Raw genomic sequence first — 23,409 nt, forward strand, 5'->3', positions numbered from 1 at the left:
AAAACGCCAACGACTTATCGATGAGGCGAATGTAATTTTGAGTGGCATTACAAAATAGTCACTGATAAGGAAATTACATGAACCTCCCAATTGGCTTTAAAGCCAAATTACTACTCGCCCTGAGCCCTCTTTTTTCGTCTGCAACTTTTGCTGAAGAAGATATGTTCACTCCTGGATTCAGTGGCGCTTTGAGCGTTAATGTGGGTGCAAGCAGCAGCCAATCTCAGGGCAATACTGACGATGACAATGCGGTTACCAATGACCTCGAGAGCAGTGGCAAAGCGATTAGCCAAACAGCCCCTTTCATTTTGGGTAGATTACAATATAGCTTTGGCGATACCGTGATTTTTGTCGGTAACAGCGAAGAGCAAATCGCCGAAGCTCAATTTCAGGGCGAGCTTGGCATTGTCCATCGGTTCAACAACGGCTTATCTCTCACTACCGCTCTGTTTGGTAATGTCCCAAGTGCAGACGAAGTCTGGCAAGACCCATATCTTACCAACAGCGAAAGAATAACGACTGAGCAAACCGTCGCTGGCGTTCGATTTGCTATGGGCCTACACACACCCTTACCCATCACATTGAAATACGCTTACGCCTACAGTGAAGTCGATAGTGAAAACATTGGCGTTTCTCAAGCACTGTCAGATCAGGATTCTAAACTGTTGGCAAGAGACAGTGATTATCACCGTTTCGGGGCTGAAGCAGCACTCCCACTGAATCCGTCCATTCTTATTGCCCCCAGCCTCTACTACACCCTCAGAGACGCGAAAGGGGACGCAAAGAGTTTTGACAAGATCAGCGCCCAGCTTTCCCTCGTTCTAAACCATCAACAACACCATTTGGTAACCACTGTACGAGTCAGCAAAGCCTATTTCAGCACTGCAAACCCCGTCTTCAAACTAAAGCAAGATGATGACTCGAAGGGCATATTTTCCGTGTATAGCTTCAGCGAACCCTTGGGTTGGCGCAATACCCAAATCCACATAATGGGAGGGTATCAATCGACTGACTCCGACATCACTTTCTACGACAGTGAGAACACCTTTATCTCCACTGGTTTTAGCTACCGATTCTAATTTGAGAGGAACAAGTAATGACTTTTTTAAACACGCTACCCAAAATCTTATTGCCTCTCTCACTACTTATGCTGATTGGCTGCGGGAGTGATTTTGAAGAAATGGAGAAATGGGAAAAACCCGAAGTGAATGCGGGCTCAGATCAGCTTCATACTCTGCCAAAGGCATCGATCACATTGAATGGATCCGTGAAGATTTTTCCGAAGAACGCTTATACCATCAAGGGGATTCAATGGACTCAAGTATCAGGTCCAGCACAGCTAACGATTCTCAATGACAGTGAAGCGGTTGCCACGATTGCTAATCCGACAACGGCAGGAACCTATGAATTCCAGCTTTACGCCAAAGACAGTGGTGATCGAACCAACACTGATCGAGTGAAAATCGTCTTACAGGAAGCAGTAGCCACCTCGCTGGCACGAAAAACGGCGGGATATAGCGATGACTTTCAAGCGACTTGGGAGCTCGTCGCCGATCATTACTCTGGCTACGCTGATATCGAACAGCAATGGCATGAGCTTTACCAGCCTTACTTAGTCAAAGCTGAAAACACAATGTCAGATGAGAATTGGCAAAGCTTACTTGAAAACATGCTTGAAGAATTGGATGACCCAAAACTTGTCATTCAAGCACCAACTCAATACCAAATGGCGAGTGCTTATTCCACTAAATTGCCTGCCACTAGAGAATCAGCATCCGCAAGTGCGCTTCACTGGAAAAATGATAACGGTGTTGGAGTCATCACATTCAACGATCTTTCCGCCATCTCCATGGACCAACTCAGCAGTGAACTCTCCTCAGCCGTTCAAGGTCTCACCGATGTGGAAGAGCTGCAACTAGCGTTTTCTCAACCAGATAGCATTAACGAGCAAACGTTGTTAAAGCTCATGGCTTTCTTTACGCGTCAGCCAACTGGTTTAGTCATTTACCCTAGCGACAATCATTTAGTGACTCTTTCTGCCAGCCCGTTCGCTATTCACTCTACCGTGACAGTTTTGGGTGAGCATCATAACGCCGCGATTGCTGAGTTTAATCAGTATTTGCAAGGCCAACAGTATGGAGAGCCAAGTTACTCGTATTTTCCAAGCTTTGTTGTTCCAGCCGTTTATTAACTGGCTTTAACGAAAAACCTTGTACTGAAAGCCATATAAAAAAGCGCTGCCTACTGAGCAAGCTCGACAGCTCCGAATTCTGGTTCAATATCATCGAACAAAGAGTTCAGAAATAACCGTCACACACTGACATGCAAAAGAGCCTCAATCGAGGCTCTCTTTTTGCTTGCGACACAATCAGTTGCAAGGTACCCAAACGATCTGAATCTGCCGGACTCAGGTCGTTTGGGTATAAATCACAGGGGGACGAGTTATGAAAAGAATACCTGCGCTCGATAGCCTGCGCGGTTTGCTGCTGGTTTTAATGGCGATTAATCATCTGATATGGCTCAGTGGCTGCAGAAGCCTGCTCCAATATTTCACCCTTCAACCGCTTGGTCAGTTTGGTGCAGCGGAAGGTTTTGTGATGATTTCCTGCCTGCTGGCAGGCGCGGTTTATAGCCGCGCTGAGCTGTTAGAAAGGGAGGCAACAAATAAAGTCCTGCGGCGCGCTTTTACCATCTACAAATACCATATGGTCAGCCTGCTTCTGGTGATGGTGTGGTTCTCTTATTGCGCATTCGCGTTGCCCACTGTCGCGCAATCCCTCGGCAACAGCTTTAACAATCTCGGGGAAGCACTGCCATCTGGCTTTTACGGCATCATGGCGTATCAGGATGTAGATGGTAACAACACGCTGTCGTTCGGTGCGAATGGGATCCCTTCTGAAGGATTTGGTTTTTCAAACAACCCTGCGCAGCAAGGGCCACCCTCTATGGCACTGATTAGGCTCACCCACCATGAAGCACAAGACCAAATCATTCACTTATTAAACCTTTATTGATTTTTTAACAGGCATTTCAACTGAAGACTTGGTGAATTGGATAATAGGGTAAAAAACCTTTCCTACAAACAATCAGCAAAGCCGTCAGATCATTTATCTAGCGGCTTTTTTTTTCATAAGCCAAGAAGATGAAGTGCAGGTCTTGATTAAGAAGAAAAGTTAAAAATTTAATATCGTCTAATAAGTTTTGCTTATCACCGACATCACCACACCTACTTAGAAAGCGTGCTCTCCCCTCCGTAGACTAGCAGTCAAAGATAAGGAATCACAACGAGTTATGCACTCGATGCAAGGACGCTCTCGCTGATTGAAACTCACTAAGAGAGCAAATTTATGAAAAAGACTGTAATCGCACTTTCGCTTGCTGGCCTGTTTTCTGCTGGCGCAATGGCTAACCCTATTGATCCTGATTTTGGTGTTAACCCAAATCAGCCTGAACAACCAATCGTTGTAGACCCAGATTTCGGCGTGATACCTGACCACAACGTTCCAGAGCAACCAATCGTTACTGACCCAGACTTCGGCGTGACACCTGATAGCAACGTTCCAGACCGCCCTGAGCCAGTAGATCCTGAGTTTGGTGTTACACCGACCTCAGAGCGTGAGCTAATTGCTGACCTTCAGCAACAAATGAATGAGCGCTTTGCTGAGATGGACGAGCAAATGGATGGTGTACGTGCAGGTATGCACGCTATTACTAACGCACGTCCATTTGTGACCGAAGGTGAATTTGCAATCGGTGCCGGTGTCGGCTTCTCAGGTAGCAAAGAAGCCCTGGCTATCGGTGGTGCTTACGGCTTTAACGAGAAGATCAGTGTTTCAGGCACCTTCCACTACGAGACATCTGGCAAGGTATCCAGCTCAGAAGTCGCAGGCGGTGTCGGTATCCAATACAAGTTTTAAGTTCTCTCAGCGAACTTAGGCCCCGGAAACGGGGCCCTCTTTTTCCCCAATTTTCACCCCACTGGTCCTTCTTTTGATTTAACCGCCACAATGCTAGCTTGACCCGACTATAAGATCAGGGTTCACGGTGCCTATTCTTTCAGCTAAACGGTGTGCTTATGTTAACGGTGACTCAACTTGCACGGGAGTTTAATATCTCCCGCTCCACCATTCTTTATTACGAAAGAGAAGGCCTCATGACGCCTGCCTGTCGAAGTGATAATGGCTATCGCTGGTACGGAAAAAAGGAGGTTGAACGGTTAAGGAATATCGCTGCTTATCGTGCCTATGGGTTACCGGTTTCCAGCATTCGGACATTGCTTGAGCAGAAAGATAAGGATCAGGCTCTGGGTGCTTTTCACAAAAGGTGTAGCCCTATGGCTGCGCTTTCATGAATGACCAATTCTCCATCAACAAGCACAGGGATACGTCTAGTGGGATTGAGTTTCAGATAGCTTTCGGATTTCTGGGCGTTTGACTTCCTGTCTACCAAAATCAGCTCGTGTCGCAGCCCCATTTCCACCATCATCATATGAGGTGCCCAACTCGCATTGCGTGGGTAGTCAAAGAGCTCTACAAAGCTATGTCTATGAATCATAACATCAAAGTATAAAGCGTTGATTTATTGGGAAAGGAATATTCAGCACAACTCGCAAATAGAAAAGGCAGGTACGTACTCCTGCCTTTTCATCAATCGTGCTTTTCAATCTCAGTGATGGCTACCGTGATCGCAACCAAACAAGGATATTTCTGGCATTTCCAATCCATGGGTCAAATGCGTATCGAAAGCAAAAGCGGTCCCCATCAAACCAAACAATACTAGGGCAGCAATCACTAATTTTTTCATTGAGTTATTCCTTCTTATTCATGGTCAACAATACGCGCAAATATCGTGATTTTTTTAGGAAAAAAAGGCACTTTACCTTGCTTTACGCTTGGTCAAATTGAAGGAATTGCTTCGCCGTTTGGGAGGGTGCTTCAACCATCGGAAGATGCCCCATATCCTTTATCACTTGAACTTCCGCCTGAGGGACTAATTTACCGAGGATATCAGCACCGGCAACATGCAGGATGCGGTCGTTGTCTCCCCAGGTAATCAGCATTGGCTTATCGAACCCCTCAAGCACAGTATCTAACGGCACTGTGAAATGAACCTGCCCATCGGTGATGTGATGGATCTGCTGGAAGATTTGGCTGTTTAACGGAAAGCTAACCTGAGCTCTTTTGGCGAGCTCTTTGATCATAAAACCGGGAATAAATGGCGGCTTGTGGAATGCGAAGGCCAAAAGCTCTTTGTGTTGATTAGCATCACCCACCAGCACTGTAGGACGCTCTTTCTGGCGTAACATGGCAAACATCTCACTGTCTGGTGAGGTAGCGACGCCTAACGGGTTTAGAAGCCACACACTTAATACTTGATCGGGGTGCGCCACTGCAAAATTTCCCGCAATGTAACCTCCCATTGAACTGCCACCAATGTGAAATTCTGGAAGGCCAATAGCTTCCACAAATGCTTTCAGACGCTCAACCTGAGCGGGTACGTCATAATCTAAATCAAGTTGCTTGAGACTCTCCCCAAACCCGGGAAGATCTGGTGCTATCACACGATAATTACCAGTGAGATGTTTTGCCATGCGTACCCAGTTGTCTTTGTCGGCACCAAACCCGTGAAGCAGCAAGAGAGGTGTACCCGAGCCACCTTCCAAATAGCGAACTTCCCCTTCGGAAATAGTGGCTGTTTTAAGCACGAGGCCAGCGATTTTCCTCTCAGTGGCAACACCCCATTCAAAACGTTTTTCAGCAGGCATCATCACATAGGCAATAACAAGCAGTAATATAAATACGAGGATATAAAACACGTTGTTCGTCCCTGTTATTGAAGTTTTTATTGCTCTTCATCGTCCGGATTTTGAGCATGAACTTCAGCATAGCCGATTAACAGGGACGTTAACGTTGAAAGAAGTCAGGTTTATTCTACTTGGTCCAAGTAATCCCCATAACCTGCTGCTTCCATTTCCGCCTTGGGAACAAAGCGTAGAGATGCGGAGTTAATGCAGTAGCGTAAACCGCCTTGATCTTTAGGGCCGTCGGTAAACACATGCCCCAAGTGGCTGTCACCATGCTTGGAACGCACTTCAACGCGTCGCATGCCGTGACTGGTATCGAAGTGCTCTGTGACATGATCTTTGATGATGGGTTTTGAAAACGATGGCCATCCACAACCTGAGCTGAACTTTGTAGAGGAAGAAAACAACGGCTCGCCAGAGACGATATCGACATAAATGCCTGATTCAAAATGGCGGTTGTACTCCCCTGAAAACGGACGCTCCGTACCGTTTTCCTGTGTCACGCGATACTGCTCTTTGGTGAGCTTATCAATCGCTTCCTGATCTTTAGAGTAAATCGTCATTTCAGTATCCAATGGTTTAGTAATATCTCAAAAACTTAGATACCAGAATCAGTATATTTTTGGCACCTTGCTAACCTAAAAATGAGAGAGGTTGATTCGCTGGGTGATTCCTGTGATTGTCTGGGTTCATTTACCGCAAATAAAAAGTGCTTTTCCGTGGAAAGAACCTTGAGTCACACCTTCCATTAATCCTCACTGATAACAATGATTTATCTCACCGAGCATTACTATTCAAACAAAGAAAACACACCTAGCGAGATCAGAGGTTTGAGGAGCAGAGTATTGGTAAAACCTTCGATGGGATAGAGTCTTTCAGGATTCATTCAGTGCCTCAGAAAATACGAAACAGAGGGGTGTTTGGTGCAAAAAAAGCACTTAATTTACGGGCTAGCAAGCAATACTTAATGAGTTTTGAATCACCCGTCCCTTCGTACTTTATAAGTCGTCAGTGCTGACTCTACCTGACTTTCAGCCGTCGTTTCTGGAAACAAGAAATAGCTGGGAGCAATAATCCTTGCACTGGATTCTATCTTTACTTCAAAGATATTTTGAATCGGATATCTTTCATCAGCCAGCTTTCGAAGTTCAGCCAAATATCCCTTCCATTCAGCACTTTCAGCATCAATCACTCTCGCTGTGCCTTTCACCTTGAATCCGCGCTGTTCGAAAACGTCGATAAAGGAAATGCATACCTTGTTGTTGACCAGAATGTTCCTTTCACTGACGGGTGACGCGACATTGGCGATGAGTAGGGTTTCATTATCAAGCGCTGCAAAAAGCTCCTTCGGCGATACATTGGGCATCAAACCTTCATCGACTGTCGCCAGCCAGCAAAGCACGCTTTTGTCTGCGTACTCTTTAATCGTCATTTGAGCCACCTTTTCATCGGTTTTCGACGTGTTATCGCTGCAATACGAACACCAGATACACCACCAGCACCCAGAACAACATACCCGGTTAAATAACAAATAACGTTGAGAAGAATGTCGACAAAGATATAGCCAACAGCCCTTCCGATAATGGGAAGAACGGCCTCTGCTAAAGCTTCCAATGCCATAGAAAAATTGCTCCCTTCGTTGCCGATGACAGCGCCATTATGTTCTAAATATCCTTGAGAATAATGCCCCACCTCTCTGAATTAAATAAAAAAATTGTCATGATGACAATTGGATAGGGCACTATTGATCGCGCTGCTATTGGGCCCGAAACCGCTTAGGCGTGGTTCCCGAATGCTTTTTAAAGGTGAGAGTAAAAGCGCGCTCCGATTCGTAACCCACCTGCTCGGCAACCTCGTAGATCGGCAACAGAGATTCGCGTAATAACTCCTGTGCTTTTTGCATACGAAGGTTGGTGAGATAACCAAACATGGGCTGACCGACCAAGGATGAAAATCGGTTGGCAAACGCCGCCCGTGACATGCCTATTTGACTGGCGATTGATTCCAGCGTCCAACTTTTTTCTGGGTTGTCATGAAGAAGCTGTAGCGCGCGGGAAATTCGTTTGTCGTTCAGCGCATCCAGAAATGGGCTCGATTGTTCACGTCCAAAGTTAATGCGGATAAGTTCAACCAGAATGATCTCAGTGAGTTTGTTGACGATAAGCTCAGAGCCCGGCCCTTGCGACATATATTCGGCGCTTAGCTGATCAAAAGTGCTGCGCAGCCAAGGGTGATTGGCAAAGTCTTTATCTCGCACAATCGTCATGCGGGGAAACACATCCATCAGAGGCGTTGTCGCCGCACGCGAAAAGCTGAACGAACCACAGAGCAGCAGTGTCGTGTCATTCAGATCCGGCTTTCCCTTTTCCGGAGACTGGCTGGAAAGCTCATGGTTTTGCCCAGGGCCTAGGAAGATCAAATCCCCCGCTTCCAGCTTTTCAATCTGTCCATCGATGTTTGCCCAGCAGGCACCACGACGAATCATGTGGAAGCTGGCGTAATCCAGATCTTGAAAGGTTTTCGTCCACGGCGCTTCTACCTGACTGCAGAAATACACACTGCCTACCACCCGAATGGCACGGAGAATATCGCTCATTACTTCCATTGATAGCCCTACTGTACGATCGATGTGTTTATTCAAGATTATTGTGCATAGATAGTCCTGATTACAACACCTAAAGTAGAGCCATTCACAAACACAACGGAGCACGACCATGCCGAAGATTGAAATCTACACCAAGAGCTACTGCCCTCATTGCCGAGCAGCAAAACAGACACTGGGGCGCATGGGAATCGCTTATCGCGAAATTGAAGTCAGTGACGACGCAACCTTGTTTAACGAAATGAAAACAAGGAGCCAACGCCGGACAGTGCCACAGGTTTTTGTCGGAGATGTGCATATCGGCGGTAATGACGACTTGCAACGAGTCATCAGAAACGGGCAATTCGAAAAAATTCTGGAAAGCCAAACCAACACGGTTTAATCCAAGCAGATAAGACGACACAAAAGTTAAAGGAGAAGCATCATGACGACGATTAACAATGTACACGGCCGAATCAACAACCAACGCGCCAACTGGGTTTACACACTCGATAATATTGCGGACAACGCAGTGCGGTTTTCTATCATTATCGTGCTGGCTTGGATTGGCGCCATGAAGTTTACCAGCTATGAGGCTGGGGCGATTCAAGGTCTTGTAGAATCAAGCCCACTCACAAGCTGGTTGTACAGTGTATTTAGCCTGCAAGGTGCTTCTAATCTGATTGGTACGGTTGAAATCGCTACAGCTATTGCTCTGCTGCTGGCACCGGTAAATCGCACGATTGCCATTGTGGGTGCAGTGAGTGCGACCGTGACATTCGCGGTAACCACCAGCTTCCTGTTTACTGCGCCGATTGCTGAAGCGAGCCTAGGTGGCTTCCCTGCAATCTCAGTCGTGCCGGGACAATTCCTGCTGAAAGATATTGTTCTGTTGTCGGCAGCGGTTTCCCTGCTTGCAAAAGCGCTGTTGAAGGACGAGTAATTCCTCAGAGGATGGGAGAGACAACTTGCCTCTCCTTTACGATTGCACTAGTCCAGATTAAAACGGACATTCCGCCGCTGGGAAACATCAACCAGTACATTTTCAGCGGCATTATTAAAGTTTATCTTAGAACCAAGCACCTCGGCCTCGATGTAGCATCCACTTTTCCCTGCAACTAACTGGCTCTGATTTTGATCGAAAATCTCGGTCAGGCTCTTGTTATAGTTGCCATTTAAGTCTCCCTCAGACGGATGACCACCTTTAACCTCTGCCGTATTTCCGCTATAACAGAAAAAAGTTGGACCCAGCAAAGTATACGAGTGGTCAGCCTCTGGAGACCAGCTCAAGTCGATAACTTCATTAGAGAGCGTTCCCTGTAAAACAAAGGGCGTCGGAATATCATTTTGACTAAAAGTGAAAGCACTTGAATAAGAGCCCTGCTCACGGACAAAAGTGAGTGTGTATTCCGGATAATTATCCCCAGACACTAAAGAATAATATTCTCCACCAAACGACCCAGAGCCTTCGATAATTTCATCTTTTGTTAGTTTCAGACTTTGCGTTTCACCGTTTGCTGTCAGTAAAACACTGTCGCCCGCGCCGAGCAGAATATAGTATTCTCCCGTCGATGTATGGACGTAAGCTTTCACGTTTGCTGTACCGTCGCCCAGCACATCAAAACTGACGTTGACCCTTATTTGCTCGGCGGGAAAATCCGAAGAATCTTTCACCTGGTTCGGTGTGGGATTATCTCCTCCACCTCCGCCGCCACCGCATCCTGCCAGTAACATTGTGAAGACTAAGAATGAGTATTTTTTCATACGTCCGTGTCCCTGCCGCTTCGCCAAGACTTACTTCCATCCACACATCTGCAGATCAAGCATCTTATTGCACCTTACGATAAGTAATCGTCTCAAGCGCGCCCCAATATTGAGACAAAAAATGAGTTTATATTTAACACCTCTAGCAGAAAGTCATGCGTTGAACTTCCCCTCCAAACATCGCCCCTTTTCAGCCACAATTGATCATCAGTCTGCCCTCCTGTGAGTGACGTCCTTTGGTTTAATGACATTCACTAAACCAATGGATATTTCACTTACTACCAAGGAAGCATCATGATTGAATTCTTTGCAGGGATAGTCATCCTCATCATCGTTGCCGTGTTCGGCTTTGGCGCATTTGCGCTTATCAAGGGTGGATTGGCCCGCTTCGGCGGCAATATAGAAAGCCCCATGCTCAAAGCAAAAAGCTCCCTGTTTTTAAAAGGCGTGTTGGCCGCTGTGCTCTGTGTGCTGATTATCGCACCGCTGGCAATGGTGCAAGACATGGCCTGGGAACGTGAGAGCCTGTATCGCGATGTCGTCCATGAAATTGGCGAATCTTGGGGCAGCGAACAGTTGCTGGCTGGCCCGGTACTGGCAATACCCTATAACTACGTGGTCATCACCGAGGAAACTAACGACGACGGTGAAAGAAAAGAGCGCCGAACCGTGATGCACGATGAGTTGATCATTTTGCCAAAAGACCTCGATATCAAGGCACAACTGAACCACGATTTCCGCGACCGCGGCATTTACCACTCCCTTGTTTACCAAAGCACTATTGAAGGTAAAGCCCAGTTTGATTTCGAGGTGCCAACTATCAACAACGTTGAACACATCTATTTTGATGCTGCACGCTTGGTGTTCGGGCTTTCAGCCAACAAAGCCATTGACGGCGTTGATGTGTTTACTGTGACAGGTGAGGGGCTCGAACCTCAAGCCAACCTAATGTCTGGTACTGGCGTCACCACCGAAGCACTGAGAAGAGGCTTTCACCGTCCAATAGCACTATCAGAAAATCCGGTCCCTTTTTCATTGAATTTCAAAATCCGCCTTCGCGGTTCGCAAGGCATTGGGTTCCTTCCTCTTGGGGAAACATCGACCTTTGAACTGACCACAGACTGGCCGCACCCAAGCTTCAGCGGTATGTTGCCAACAGAGAGAAATATCTCAGATACTGGCTTTTCGGCATTGTGGGAAATCAGTCATCTGAGCCGCAACTATCCTCAGATCTTCGTGGAAAGCCGCGGTGCTAACCTGGTCGAAGCGCAAGCACACACCCAGCTCTTCGAGCCTGTGACCCACTACGGAAAGGTCGAGCGTTCTCTGAAGTACGGTCTTTTGTTCGTCGCACTGACCTTTATTGTTTTGCTGATGTTCGAGCTCAGTCAGGGGCACAGCCTTTCAGTGCTGCAATATGTGATGGTCGGTGCCGCGATGACACTGTTCTATCTTGTGCTGCTTGCGTTGTCCGAGCATCTGAGCTTCACCATGGCATACATAGCAGCCGCCGTAATGCCAATAGTCAGTATCCCGGCATACGTGGGAAGCGCGACGGGGAATCGCAATGCTGGGCTGATCATGCTCTCAATGCTGCTGGGTTTGTACACCCTGCTCTATTCCATTCTCCGTCTTGAAGATTATGCGCTCCTGATGGGAAGTGGCTTATTGGTTGCTGTGCTCCTGACACTGATGTATCTCACCAGAAGGCAGGCCAACAAAGCAGAACAAGTGGCCGAGGAGTAATGATCCTACTGGGAAAAGAAAGGCGCTTTTCAGCGCCTTTCTTTTGCGGATGTTGCTGTGCTCTTACCCCGCCTTGATCTTGCCTTTGTGGCTCTTGGTTTATCGTCCTGCAGGTAAATGGGGAAGTCAGCCAGAGAATCCAAAACCGCATCAGGGGCAGCGTAGCGAATGTCCACACCGTAGTTGTATCCATAGCTGACACAAACTGCACCACAACCTGCTGCTCTAGCCGCATTTACATCATTCACACTTCCACCGACCATCACTAGTTGATCAGGGTTAACCTGCAACAGCAAAGCCGCTTCCAGCAAACCGTCAGGTGAAGGTTTGGGCTCTTGCAATGCATCTCGACCTAGCACCAGGGCAAAGTGATGTCGAATCCCGAGTTGGGTAAGTAAGTCATTAGCCAATGACGTTGCCTGATTGGTGACGACCACCATCGGCACTTTCTTTTTTGTAAGTTGACGCAAACAAACCTCTACGCCCGGGTAGAGCTCTGCGCTGGCATGATTGCGGCGTTGATACGCTTTAAGGAATAACGCGCTCCCTAACCGGAATAGCGGATCAGGCACCGAGCCATCTATTTTCCGCGAAAGAATACGGTGAATCAGTTTGTCTGAACCATCGCCCAGCCAGTCGCTGACATGTTCAATATTCAGACTGGGGAGCTTAAGATCGGCGAGCATTTCTTCCGCAGCATATCGCACGTCTGCTGCGGTGTTCACCAAAGTACCATCTAATTCAAAAACGACTGCTTTTACCTCTGTTGCTGGCAACATAGGTCACTCCATGTTTTTCTTATGATAAAGATCCGGCCTGCAGATCCTAGAGTTCGCCAGAGCCACTTCTGGCGCGCGTTTTTGGTGTCAGACCTTTCAGTTCTATAAAGGCGAGGAAGTATCGAAAGTGCACTGTCTTTGTCCGCTAACCCTGACGACATTTGACTGCAAACTTGAAGGCGGCAGTCCGAAAGAAATGACGTCGTCTTTCTAATTTAGCAGAGTCGTGGGAAAAGCAAACGGGACTGCTTTTCCGTACGTTGTCTATGTCTTTGATCTTTGACGTTACAGCATAAAAAACCAGTCTATCTTTCTGTTTTAATGAAAGATTAAATTTTAAAAAAATCTTCACTTTATCTCATTTCAGCGCACGACCAAGAGAGTCGTCGTATAGGTTCCTGTATTGCTAGGGTTGAGCAAAAAAGAGGCCTGAAATACAGGCCCAAGATAGAAGACAAAAAGAGAAACAATGGCAGTGAACTAAGAGAGCAATCTATTTTCGAAGTGGCGTCACCCTCGTGTTGTCTCTATCAAGAGGGAGGGCCTCAACGTCGTTAAGCTGACTCGAAGACTTGTTGGCTTGCTCTTCATAGATATCACCAACATCTTTCCAATAGGTATCGCTGAGAGAAACCATGTAGTAGCGATTGTTTTTAATGTCGGCGATAAGGGCGCGTCCAAAGTTCATCAACTCACAGTGAACATCATGAATGAATTCACTCCTTACTGACTGACGACTAGTGAGCTCAGTAATATCATTTCGCGTGAGCCAGACATCAGAATGCGTGTCGAAGCGTTCCATCAACCAAGCTGCAAACTCCTTGGCACTTTTCATGGTGTCCTCCTTAAAATCAAGGAATTACACTTCCACTATTTGAAGTGGCATGTCTAAAGCCTAATTTGATCTTCATCACATCATGTATCGTTTATGCAACTTCACTTATAAAATTTCACGACATTCTCGTAATTGCTTGATTAGGAAGCGCTAACGCGTATCGGTCATTTTCATTAAGCCATTCTGGCTTGATATCGTTAGCCGTTCACGTAAACTACTTCGCCTTTTTGACGCTGGAGATCTCCGATGTTTATCGGCTTCGACTATGGAACAGCTAACTGTTCTGTCGCCATGATGGAAAACGGCACGCCGCGCCTGTTAACTCTTGAAGGTAATAGCCCCTTTATTCCTTCCACCCTCTGCGCGCCTACCCGTGAAGCAGTGAGTGAATACCTTTGGCGTCACTTCAACATCAAACCCACCGATCAAATCGGTGAGCAACTCCTGCGCCGTGCGGTCAGTTTTAACCGTGAAGAAGGCATTGATGTTGAGCCCGGCGATTTACGTTTTGGCCGAGCAGCTCTCGACACTTACCTCGAGGATCCTGAAGAGGTTTTCTACGTTAAATCTCCCAAATCCTTCCTTGGTGCCACCGGACTGCGCGATGTGCAAATCAGCTTCTTTGAAGATCTGGTCTGCGCCATGATGGCAAACATTAAGCAGCAAGCCGAAGCTGAAACTCAGCAGGACATCTTGCAGGCTGTTATCGGCCGACCGGTCAACTTCCAGGGGATTGGTGGCGATAAAGCCAACGAGCAAGCTGAATCTATTCTGACCCGTGCTGCAAAACGCGCAGGCTTTAAAGACATCATTTTTCAGTTTGAACCGGTCGCCGCTGGCCTTGAATACGAAAGTACGCTGGAAAAAGACAGTACTGTTCTGGTCGTGGATATCGGTGGTGGTACAACGGACTGTAGTTTGATTGAAATGGGGCCGAACTGGCGAAATAAAGAAGACCGTCGTGCTTCACTGTTAGCGCATTCTGGTTGTCGAGTAGGCGGTAACGATCTGGATATTCATCTTGCATTCGAACAGCTGATGCCGATGTTTGGTAAAGACTCGACCCTACAGCGTGGTATTGCGATGCCTGTGACCCAGTTCTGGAACCCGATTGCAATCAATAACGTTGTTGCTCAGTCTGATTTTTATGCGTCCGCTAATCGCGCCGTATTGGAGCAACTGATGCGTGACGCAAGCGAGCCGGAGAAAATTGCCCGCCTGCTGCGCGTTCACCGAGAAACACTGGGCTACCAGATTGTCCGCTGTGCTGAAGAGCTGAAAATCAGCCTCTCTGAGCGCGACAACGCACACATTGACCTACCGATTGTTCAGCAAGTTCTGAGCGCGAATGTGACATCACAACAGTTAGCCGACGCCATTGCCAATCCAGTGGCCAAAGTCAGTGAACTGGTTAACGAAGCGCTGGCACAATCCGCAACCAAACCGGACGCTATTTTTATGACTGGCGGCAGCGCACGTTCACCTATCTTGCGTGCTTTACTGGAAAACACATTGCCGGGCGTGCCTATCGTCGCCGGCGACTTCTTTGGCTCGGTCACATCTGGCCTGGCACGTTATGCCGAAAAGTCATTCCGTTGAGTTTTGACTGATAACAAAAAGGGTTGGCATAACCGACCCTTGTTTCACTGAGTTTTTCCCAAGGTGTCTTTCACCTATTCTTTAGCTTCCAGTCCCCAAGGGGCGTTGGATACGACATGACTGTCCTGCCCTGCCATTGGCACCGCATTCGGACCCTGCCAATCCAGCAACATAATAGCCAGAACATTACGGTGTTCCCCCTTGGCCAAGTCTGTACTGCCAGTAACGGACGGCACCATGCCTTCATCACGGTTAATCGCTTCCTGAATAATGTCCTGACTGCGAGCAACAATAGGATCGTCATCAAGCCCTGCCAGCAGGAAAGTTATGCCGATTTCTGCAATTACGTCTTCTTTTGAACGCGCTGCAATTTCATCGAAATTGTCGCGGAACTAGTCGTAAATCCACTGGAAGTCCGCTTCGTCGACGTGCTTTCTGTAGTACTCGGAAGTGGCCAGAATGATGTGTGTCATCCCATAAAGCTTGTTGTTGAATTGCTGAGTTGTAAGGTTCACGTCCTCACTGTCAGGATAAGTATCACGGAAAGCTTTATCGAATGCTGCCGTATGGTCCTGCTCGCCAAGTTGCTTCAACCAGTAAACCTGATTGGCAAGCTGCGCTGCCCATGCTCGGATCATCTGAGGATCTGTCGCGTACTCGCTGAAATCATACCAACTCAGGATTTCGTGCAGCTTTTCGTCGTCAATGTGTTCAAGACCATATTCATTGGCGCGAGCCATGCTGCTAATCAAGCCAGCACCCAGAACCAGATACTCTTCCCGACCTTGCGCTGCCGCATGACGTAACGAATCTCTTTCGGAGTCTCCAGAGTCATACGCTTTCAGTCGAACTTTACCCAGCTTGGCCACATCTTCTTTGCTGTGAATGGTCGCTGCATATTCATTGAGGCGATCGGCCACACGCGCCATGTCCGTCCAAACCGCAGCTTTGTATTTGTCATCCTGAGTCTGGCGGTACATACGCAAACCATAATGTCCCAACTGATATGCTGAAAGTTCTGCTAAGTTGGTGTCATACGTATTCTTGATGACTGCTGCATCTTGCTTTTCCGTTGAGGGTTGTGCACATGCATTTATAAAAAGGGCAGCGGTTAACATACCTACAGCGACCCCAGTCATTCGTCTTTTCAATTCGGCTTCTCTCGGTTTTGGTCATATGCATTCTTTAGTTTTGGACACATACACTTTGGCACAATGAACTTGTTTTACGCTCAAGCTATAGAAGCCTTGTCATTAAAAAAACAGGACAGTGCAAAGTTTTCTGACAAGGCACTATTTGAACACTGACAAACGGTTTGGAAGTATGCAGTAAACCAAGCGGCCGGAGGCGCTGAGCAAAATCGATTCGCTGCTACGGGCTGTTGAGATGAAATCGGAGATTTGGAAGCACGTAGCTTGAAGAAAAGGGTAGGGAAGAAGGAAGAAACCACCCACCTGAACCTATTTTCGTAGGGAGAAATGTTCAGGTGGGTGTTCGCCAAATATTGACGAAACCTCTCCTGTGCACCAAAGGACAACAACCAGTGACAAGAGAGTCATCAGCAAACAAAAGGCAGTGGATAGCTGATAGTTAAAAAGCACCTCAACGCATTCCGCTATTGAGATAGACATCATTTATGACACAAATTAAGTTGATTTGGAGCTCAGAGAACCCTTAGTGCGGCACACATCTACGTTGAGACAGTTTTCGCTTATTCCACTGCGACACCTTTCACATTATCTTTCTCAGATGATTAGTTGGTAATAGTTATCATTACCAAATTATATTCTGGTAATGCTCTCTAATCTCACAACTAGCCCAAACAAAACATTAGTTTGAGGCCTAACCCAGCATCAACACCAAGCGGATAATACAGCTTTCAATACACAAGAAAACGCTAGATCATGTTTATTTTTTAGAGCTTTATTGTGTATGTCAATAATTACCAGAAGTTAAAAAATAGCGACTGATTAAATAATAAACCTCTCGTTTTATCCTATAGCTCTGATTTACAACCTGTATATAATTTAAACAATAGATATGCTTAAACTATTTTAAGATTGATCAAAATAACCACAATTAATGCGATTTAAAAATATACTCCATGCAATTTATTGTAATTAACCTAAATATTATTGTGACATGTGCCGCATCAAAAGAAACAAAAATAAACACATACAGCTAATGTAAAACATTGTTTATAAAGGACTTTGATCACATTATTAGGTTTGGGATTGTAAATTATTAAAAAAATGTGATGTTGATTCTAAAAACACAGCTCTTATTATTCCTCCAGTTGGTTAGAAAATAATAGAGAAGTAGAAATGATCGAACTAAGTGTTGTTATTCCCACCTATAACAGAAGAGATCTTCTTTCACATACGTTAACGGCTTTATCTGAACAAACCCTTCCTAAAGAAACTTTTGAAGTTATTGTTGTTGACGATGGCGGAATGGATGACTCCGAATATATTGCTCTGTCTTTTTCAGACCGACTAAATATTAAGTACTTCTGGCAAGAGGACAAAGGCTTTCGAGCGGGAAAAGCCAGAAATGTAGGCACTGCTATTGCAGAAGGGAAATACATCGTTTATCTCGACACTGGTGTGCTTCCAGGCACTGGCACCTTGGAAGAGCATCTGTTCCGACATAAGGTTTCCACGCACCCTATCGCGATTGTTGGTTATGTTTATGGCTTTGATCTTGATGACGAAGGCATTAAGAAAATGGAATCTGTCATCACACCTACAAACGTCGACCAAATTCTAGCAGAGCTGGATTCACAGGGCGCTTACGATATCCGCCAATCTCAGTACGATGACCTTGGCCACAACATCTGCGACTGGCCTGCGCCTTTTGACTTATTCTGGACTTGTCACGTCTCTGCAGAGCGCGAGCAACTGATCAAGGCTGGTCTGTTTGATGAAGGTTTTAATAGCTGGGGGGGCGAAGATGTTGATTTAGGTGTTCGTCTTTTCATCAACAACAACATGTTTATCGTTGATAAAGCGATGTCTTCCTTCCACTGGCCGCATCCAAAAGAAGTGAAAGATACCGGTGAAAGCTCACGAAGCGCTGCTGAGCGTATTCACAGCAAATACAACATCTGGCAAACCAGCTACTACGGCTTGGATCATGAGATTAACGATCTCCCATTAAACAAGCTGATCAAAGTGCTGAAAAGCAGCCCTAATCATCCTATGACTGATCCCTCTTTGTATAAACCACAACCTAAAACCCAGCCAATCGTAGCCCAGGAATAAGACCCAGATTTATGCCGTGTGTTTATGAAAATATCTTCCCCGTGTCTGAAGGAAGAACAACGGAAGATGTCCGAAGTCTTTTTCGCGAACAGATAGCTCTGGACGAGGACGCCACCTTTATCGGAGACCCCCATATTGCATTTACGCTCGCAAGGGACTCCGATAACTACGCCAGAGATGCTCAGTACTCGCTGATTGATGCACAGGATTTCGCTCAAAGCATTTCCATTGGTAAAGGGACGGTTTTGTACTCCGAAGACAATCTAGCCTTCGAAAACCGCGCAGTGCGTCTGACAGTTGTGAAGGTCAATAGCAGTCAGTCCGGTAAGATTTCGATCGGTGAAGGTTGTGTCATGCAAGGCACAGCGATTGTTTCTTACAACGAAGTAGAAATTGGCGACAAAGTTTTGTTTGGCCCAAAAGTCACTATTATGGACAGCAGTGGTCACCCGGTAACAGGACGTTGGAGTAATGATGAAGCGGCACGCACACGCGTCGCCAAAGTCACCATCAAAGACAACGCCTGGATTGGTATGGGAGCCACGATCCTCAAAGGCGTAACCATTGGTGAAAATGCCGTTGTTGGCGCAAACAGCGTTGTTTATCAGGATGTGCCCGACAACTGTATAGCAATAGGAAACCCCGCGACCATCGTTAAACAGCTGGACGCTGTTTCCTAACCTTTTCGCAGATCCTTCATTCTTCTAACTGAAGTCATCAAGCCCTCGAAAAGCTCGAAGGATCTGCTTTTTTCGGATACTCCTATGTCAAAATCTCACACCTTGTCATTAAGACTTCAGGCGAATGGACCTTTATTCGCCCTCGCCTTACCCGTCGCTATCCAAACCGCTGTATTTTCCAGTAAGAGTGTCGTTGACACCTTGATGCTGGGTGGGATTGGAGAGTTGGAAATAGCCGCTGTAGGCCTCGCAGCCAAAGCGCAAATGATCATCAGTTTCTTCATCATTGGTTTGAGCATTGGTGGCGGACAGGTCGCTGCACAATGCTTTGGCGAAAAGGGAGCAAGCGGCGAGAAAAAGCTCCTCAACACCGTTTTAATCACTCTGTTGCTAAGCCTGGCGACAGCGGCATGTTTCTTCGTTCTGCTGTTCATTTTCCCGGAAGCCCTCATGGCATTGGGCACCCAGTCGCCTGATGTCATTGCTAAAGGTGCCGATTACCTGAAGCCGATCGCATTCACCCTTTTCTGCTTTGCCGTGACATCATCTCTGGCTTGTGGTTTGCGAGCCATGCACCAACCCGGCATTGCCACTAAAGTGAGCCTTATTGGTGTCGTCCTCAATCTGTTCCTGAACTGGGTTCTGATCTTTGGTCACTGGGGAATGCCAGCAATGGGAATAAAAGGCGCGGCTATCGGCACTTTGATCAGCGCCGTAGTTGAGTGTCTGCTGCTCATTGGCTACCTAAAACTCACCAAGCACCCTCTCGCTATTCTTCGCCCTTCCCAATTCACCACATTGAAAGTCAGTGATATTCGGATAGTAGGCAAGCTTTCAATAACTGCCGCGATTAACAGCGTGGTTTGGGCTGCTGGTCTTTTCATCTTTCACGCCATTCTTGGGTATAGCGATGCGGATCTTCTGGTTGCGCTTTCCGTATTGGCACCTATTGAAGCTCTAGCCATGTCCCTGTTGATCGGTTTGGCGACAGCAGGTTCGATTCTGGTGGGAAATAAAGTGGGCGCAGAACAGCAAGGCGAGCTTTCTGATACCGTGCGTGCCAACATCATTACCAGCTTGGTGGTTGGGATATGTTCAGCGGTGTTATTGATGTTGTTCAAAGCGCCTTTGGTATCGCTGTTCTTTCACAATAACGTTCCTTCAAATGCAGAGGCTTTGGCGCTCAGCCTTTACGACATTATGGCCTTTTCATTGGTCATAAAAAGCCTTTCTATGATGCTTATCGTGGGTGTACTGCGGGCAGGCGGAGATGCCTCATTTTGTCTGTTCACCGATATTTTCGCCCAATGGATTGTGCTGTTACCCTGCGCCTTTTTGCTGACTCACTGGCTTCAATGGCCTGCCGTTTATCTGTTTGGCTTGGTGCTTGTAGAAGAAAGCTTAAAGCTGGTTGTGTGCCTTTGGCGACTCAAGTCAGGAAGATGGGTTCGTAACCTTGCCGCAGCGATGAGTTGATCAAAAAAGGAGCCAATTTGGCTCCTTTTTCAGTAAGGTTTACTTGGTGTTTTTAGGACTCAATGTTGCCCAAGGATTAGCACGATCTTCGCCTGATGGTTTGCGTTCACTGCGTTTGTTGGATTGCGGCTTTCTTGATGATTTTGCCACCTGCTTTGGCTTGCTGTTTTTCACGGGTTTTTCGGCCCCCGCTTTTGGCTCTCGCTTATTCTTCGGCACGTAATTCAGAATAGAAATAGGCACAGGTTTTCTTGGGGCAAAACCGCAGATTTCACGTCGTTCAATCAAATGCCCCAGACGGCTTTCAATCATGCAAAGGTTCTTGAAGTCATCTTTTGACAGAAAAGAAATCGCTTCACCTTGCGCACCCGCACGGCCAGTACGACCAATTCGGTGGATATAGTCATCGGCTGGGAATGGCAGGTCATAGTTGATCACGCGTTTAAGTTCTTCAATGTCGATACCACGCGCTGCAACACCCGTTGCCACTAAGAATTTCAGTGTACCGGCTTTGAATTCTTCCAAAAGTTGTTCACGCATTGCCTGACTGCGACCACTATGGAAAGACTCAGCTTCAATACCGCGCTTGCCCAACTGCTCCACCAGCTTTGCAGCGCCATGTTTGGTCTCGATGAAAATCAGTGCTTGGTCCCAACCATTTTCAGTGATGAGATGCGCCAGTAGCGTCGATTTCTTGTCTTTATCGACCGTGGTTAGCCATTGCTCGATTTCGGCTTTGCTATTACCCTCTGAGCTAATTTCCACTGGGTTCGGTACCGCGGTTTTAGCAAGAAAACGGACTTTGTCTGACAATGTCGCCGAAAACAACAGGTTTTGGCGCTCAGCCGGCAAGCGTTCAATGATTTTGTTGATGTCTTCAATAAAGCCCATGTCCAACATACGATCAGCTTCGTCCAGCACCAGACATTCCAGCTCATCGAAGTGAACAGCACGCTGTGACATCATATCCAGCAGACGGCCTGGCGTTGCCACCAGAATATCCACGCCTTCGATCAGACTTTGCTTTTGAGATGCTGAGCTCGTACCACCGTACATTGCCAATGTTTTAAGAGACGTCTTCTTGCCGTATTGATTGGCATTCTTTTCTACCTGCGCGGCCAGTTCACGGGTCGGAGCCAGCACCAACGCGCGCACACGTTTTTTGCGTCGAGTTTCGCCCTGACTCAGCATTTCCATCAAAGGCAGCAGAAAGCTTGCCGTTTTACCGGTGCCAGTCTGCGCCGTTGCCAATAGGTTCTCACCACGCAAAATAACAGGAATGGCTTTTTCCTGAATAGCAGTTGGATGCTGATAACCCAATTCAGTCACAGCGGAAACGATCGGTTGGCTGAGGCCCAGTTTAGAAAATGACATGAGAAATCTCGGCATAGTTGAGAAGACAAAGTATGGCAAAACGGCAAAAGCGCGCCTGACCAGAGGGCGCGCATTCTAACATGTGGAAGATGAAATGACAGTGCTAGGGTCTGCTGGGCCCAGGGCTGAGTTGGCCCTAAGCCTTAATTTTTTCGATCAGCTGTTCGCATTCACCCAAGGTGAGATAATGTGGAACAGGATAATTCCAGTTAGCTTCGCGAATGGCGCTCTTAGCTATCTGGGTGATGTCTTCCGATTTGATGTCCGGCAAGGAACGCGGCATGTTCATTGCCTCCTGCAGTGACACCACATAATCCACAAAGGCGCAGGCATTGGTTTGGTCATCCTTGCTTTCATCTCCTACTTCAACCATCTTAGCCAAATTCGAAATACGTGCTTTGGCGGAAGGTATCGACACTTCCAACACATGGGGTAAAGCCAGCGCGTTGGCTGCACCATGAGGCGTACCATATTTGGCACCCAGGTTGTGGGCAATGGCATGTGTGTAACCCAGACTCGCTTTCGTGAATGCCAATCCTGCGTAATAAGATGCCATCGCCATATTCAGCCTGACTTTCAGCGATTGGCCATCCCTGTATGCAGCAATCAAATTTGCATGAATGAGTTTCAGCGCAGCTATGGCGTAAGCATCCGTCTCTGTGGTGGCGTTGAGCGAGATGTAGGCTTCTACAGCGTGCGTCAGTGCATCCATCCCGGTTGCTGCAGTAATATGCGGTGGCAGCCCTGTCATCAACTGTGGGTCCAGCGCTGCCATCAGAGGCACCAGTTTAGGATCCATTAAGGGCGTTTTCTGGTGATTGGCTGGGTCAGAAATGACTGCGGCAACGGTCACTTCAGAACCGGTTCCTGCCGTCGTAGGAATCACGAACAAAGGTGCTGGTGAACGCCATACTTTCAACAACCCTGCCAGCTTTTTGATTGCTTTATTGTTAGTCACCCGCGCAGCAATCACTTTGGCGCAATCAATCGGTGAACCTCCACCCACAGCGAGAATCCCCATACAACTTTCTCGCTTGTAAACTGCCAGGCCTTCTTCTGCCTGCGGGTACGTCGGATCAGGCGTCACTTTATCAAACCTGACAAATTCGACACCATGACGACGTAAATAACCTTCCACTTGGTCTACGATTCCCACCCCCACCAAAGCTTTGTCGGTAACAAGTAAGAGCTTTCCAAGGTTCATCAGACTAATAGCCTCACAAAGCTGTTCCGCACTTTCAGCCCCTGTAAAAAGCGTGGGGCGGGGAATAGGAATGACACGCGCCGCTATTTTCAGTGCCTTCATATAGCTTTTGTGAGTTGCTTTCACCAACATGGATAAAACCTCCGGTTACTGTCATTTCAGACTAGGCAAGCATTGGAGCGTCCACTAGGAATTCCCCATAAAAAACAGCGATTCATCACGCAGAACTCATATTTCGGTCAGAGACAGATCTCAATAGGACCGATGAAATTGGTCATTAGTTCACCGGGTGTTATGTTGATTAA

Annotated in this window: 23 protein-coding genes and 2 pseudogenes; 12 read left to right on the forward strand and 13 right to left on the reverse strand. The window is 47.1% G+C overall.

Translation table 11 applies throughout. The annotated features are described in order from the left end of the window. Positions 1–77 precede the first annotated feature (77 nt). The 5 genes and pseudogenes from K6Q96_RS23835 to K6Q96_RS23855 form a co-directional block, all read left to right on the forward strand. Positions 78–1,079, forward strand: coding sequence for a DUF2860 family protein (locus K6Q96_RS23835; protein ID WP_251880837.1), 1,002 nt, complete (start codon positions 78–80; stop codon positions 1,077–1,079). A gap of 17 nt (positions 1,080–1,096) precedes the next feature. After that, positions 1,097–2,191 (forward strand): PKD domain-containing protein, encoded by a 1,095-nt coding sequence (locus K6Q96_RS23840; RefSeq protein WP_251880839.1) that lies wholly within the window; start codon positions 1,097–1,099, stop codon positions 2,189–2,191. A gap of 253 nt (positions 2,192–2,444) precedes the next feature. After that, positions 2,445–3,014, forward strand: a complete 570-nt coding sequence (gene opgC, locus K6Q96_RS25025; RefSeq protein WP_251880841.1) for an OpgC domain-containing protein — start codon at positions 2,445–2,447, stop codon at positions 3,012–3,014. A 333-nt stretch (positions 3,015–3,347) separates the two neighbouring features. Next, positions 3,348–3,917: a YadA C-terminal domain-containing protein gene (locus K6Q96_RS23850; protein WP_251880843.1), complete on the forward strand. Its 570-nt coding sequence runs from the start codon at positions 3,348–3,350 to the stop codon at positions 3,915–3,917. A 158-nt stretch (positions 3,918–4,075) separates the two neighbouring features. After that, positions 4,076–4,303: pseudogene (locus K6Q96_RS23855) on the forward strand (MerR family transcriptional regulator); the annotation flags it as partial. 11 nt (positions 4,304–4,314) lie between these two features. On the opposite strand, the gene K6Q96_RS23860 reads toward K6Q96_RS23855, so the two are convergent. From K6Q96_RS23860 to K6Q96_RS23890, 7 genes are all read right to left on the reverse strand, one after another. Then, the gene (locus tag K6Q96_RS23860; RefSeq protein ID WP_353621792.1) at positions 4,315–4,554 is read right to left on the reverse strand and encodes a glutathione S-transferase N-terminal domain-containing protein; all 240 of its coding nucleotides are present in this window, start codon (positions 4,552–4,554) and stop codon (positions 4,315–4,317) included. A 111-nt stretch (positions 4,555–4,665) separates the two neighbouring features. Then, complete coding sequence (locus tag K6Q96_RS23865; protein ID WP_251880845.1) at positions 4,666–4,803, reverse strand: hypothetical protein; 138 nt, start codon at positions 4,801–4,803, stop codon at positions 4,666–4,668. An 82-nt stretch (positions 4,804–4,885) separates the two neighbouring features. Continuing rightward, complete coding sequence (locus tag K6Q96_RS23870) at positions 4,886–5,815, reverse strand: alpha/beta fold hydrolase (RefSeq protein WP_251880849.1); 930 nt, start codon at positions 5,813–5,815, stop codon at positions 4,886–4,888. Positions 5,816–5,925: 110 nt separating this feature from the next. After that, positions 5,926–6,366, reverse strand: coding sequence for a peptide-methionine (R)-S-oxide reductase MsrB (gene msrB, locus K6Q96_RS23875; RefSeq protein ID WP_251880850.1), 441 nt, complete (start codon positions 6,364–6,366; stop codon positions 5,926–5,928). Positions 6,367–6,782: 416 nt separating this feature from the next. Then, a complete protein-coding gene (locus tag K6Q96_RS23880; protein WP_251880852.1) occupies positions 6,783–7,235 on the reverse strand; it encodes a pyridoxamine 5'-phosphate oxidase family protein in 453 nt (150 codons plus the stop codon). Then, positions 7,232–7,423, reverse strand: a complete 192-nt coding sequence (locus tag K6Q96_RS23885; RefSeq protein WP_251880853.1) for a hypothetical protein — start codon at positions 7,421–7,423, stop codon at positions 7,232–7,234. Before K6Q96_RS23885 ends, K6Q96_RS23880 begins: the two co-directional genes overlap by 4 nt. A gap of 136 nt (positions 7,424–7,559) precedes the next feature. Then, positions 7,560–8,408: an AraC family transcriptional regulator gene (locus K6Q96_RS23890; RefSeq protein ID WP_353621793.1), complete on the reverse strand. Its 849-nt coding sequence runs from the start codon at positions 8,406–8,408 to the stop codon at positions 7,560–7,562. Between the two features lie 109 nt (positions 8,409–8,517). Here K6Q96_RS23890 and grxC point away from each other — a divergent pair, with 109 nt between their 5' ends. Together grxC and K6Q96_RS23900 are read left to right on the forward strand one after the other, a co-directional pair. Then, the gene (gene grxC / locus K6Q96_RS23895) at positions 8,518–8,787 is read left to right on the forward strand and encodes a glutaredoxin 3 (RefSeq protein ID WP_251880857.1); all 270 of its coding nucleotides are present in this window, start codon (positions 8,518–8,520) and stop codon (positions 8,785–8,787) included. A 42-nt stretch (positions 8,788–8,829) separates the two neighbouring features. Beyond that, positions 8,830–9,327, forward strand: a complete 498-nt coding sequence (locus K6Q96_RS23900; protein ID WP_251880859.1) for a YkgB family protein — start codon at positions 8,830–8,832, stop codon at positions 9,325–9,327. Between the two features lie 47 nt (positions 9,328–9,374). On the opposite strand, the gene K6Q96_RS23905 is transcribed toward K6Q96_RS23900, so the two are convergent. Further along, complete coding sequence (locus K6Q96_RS23905) at positions 9,375–10,148, reverse strand: hypothetical protein (RefSeq protein ID WP_251880862.1); 774 nt, start codon at positions 10,146–10,148, stop codon at positions 9,375–9,377. A 294-nt stretch (positions 10,149–10,442) separates the two neighbouring features. On the opposite strand from K6Q96_RS23905, the gene creD reads away from it, so the two are divergent. Next, complete coding sequence (creD, locus tag K6Q96_RS23910) at positions 10,443–11,894, forward strand: cell envelope integrity protein CreD (protein ID WP_251880864.1); 1,452 nt, start codon at positions 10,443–10,445, stop codon at positions 11,892–11,894. A 29-nt stretch (positions 11,895–11,923) separates the two neighbouring features. On the opposite strand, the gene K6Q96_RS23915 is transcribed toward creD, so the two are convergent. Together K6Q96_RS23915 and K6Q96_RS23920 are read right to left on the reverse strand one after the other, a co-directional pair. Further along, positions 11,924–12,673, reverse strand: a complete 750-nt coding sequence (locus tag K6Q96_RS23915; protein WP_251880866.1) for a phosphoglycolate phosphatase — start codon at positions 12,671–12,673, stop codon at positions 11,924–11,926. 493 nt (positions 12,674–13,166) lie between these two features. Further along, the gene (locus K6Q96_RS23920; protein WP_251880868.1) at positions 13,167–13,508 is read right to left on the reverse strand and encodes a hypothetical protein; all 342 of its coding nucleotides are present in this window, start codon (positions 13,506–13,508) and stop codon (positions 13,167–13,169) included. Positions 13,509–13,754: 246 nt separating this feature from the next. On the opposite strand from K6Q96_RS23920, the gene yegD reads away from it, so the two are divergent. Further along, positions 13,755–15,107, forward strand: a complete 1,353-nt coding sequence (gene yegD / locus K6Q96_RS23925; protein WP_251880870.1) for a molecular chaperone — start codon at positions 13,755–13,757, stop codon at positions 15,105–15,107. A 74-nt stretch (positions 15,108–15,181) separates the two neighbouring features. Here the strand turns inward: yegD and K6Q96_RS23935 are convergent. Then, a pseudogene (locus K6Q96_RS23935) lies at positions 15,182–16,225 on the reverse strand (DUF3541 domain-containing protein). 1,206 nt (positions 16,226–17,431) lie between these two features. On the opposite strand from K6Q96_RS23935, the gene K6Q96_RS23940 reads away from it, so the two are divergent. From K6Q96_RS23940 to K6Q96_RS23950, 3 genes are all read left to right on the forward strand, one after another. Beyond that, positions 17,432–18,370 carry a glycosyltransferase gene (locus K6Q96_RS23940; RefSeq protein ID WP_251880876.1) on the forward strand — a complete coding sequence of 313 codons (939 nt, stop codon included), beginning with the start codon at positions 17,432–17,434 and terminating at the stop codon, positions 18,368–18,370. A gap of 11 nt (positions 18,371–18,381) precedes the next feature. Next, positions 18,382–19,050, forward strand: coding sequence for an acyltransferase (locus tag K6Q96_RS23945; protein WP_251880878.1), 669 nt, complete (start codon positions 18,382–18,384; stop codon positions 19,048–19,050). 84 nt (positions 19,051–19,134) lie between these two features. Further along, positions 19,135–20,526: an MATE family efflux transporter gene (locus K6Q96_RS23950; protein ID WP_251880880.1), complete on the forward strand. Its 1,392-nt coding sequence runs from the start codon at positions 19,135–19,137 to the stop codon at positions 20,524–20,526. A 39-nt stretch (positions 20,527–20,565) separates the two neighbouring features. Here the strand turns inward: K6Q96_RS23950 and K6Q96_RS23955 are convergent, their stop codons facing one another. Together K6Q96_RS23955 and K6Q96_RS23960 are read right to left on the reverse strand one after the other, a co-directional pair. Then, positions 20,566–21,900 (reverse strand): DEAD/DEAH box helicase, encoded by a 1,335-nt coding sequence (locus K6Q96_RS23955; RefSeq protein ID WP_251880882.1) that lies wholly within the window; start codon positions 21,898–21,900, stop codon positions 20,566–20,568. 136 nt (positions 21,901–22,036) lie between these two features. Further along, complete coding sequence (locus K6Q96_RS23960; RefSeq protein WP_251880884.1) at positions 22,037–23,236, reverse strand: iron-containing alcohol dehydrogenase; 1,200 nt, start codon at positions 23,234–23,236, stop codon at positions 22,037–22,039. Between the last annotated feature and the right edge of the window lie 173 nt (positions 23,237–23,409).

This window comes from Grimontia kaedaensis (assembly GCF_023746615.1).
GTDB classification, from domain to species: Bacteria; Pseudomonadota; Gammaproteobacteria; order Enterobacterales; family Vibrionaceae; genus Enterovibrio; species Enterovibrio kaedaensis.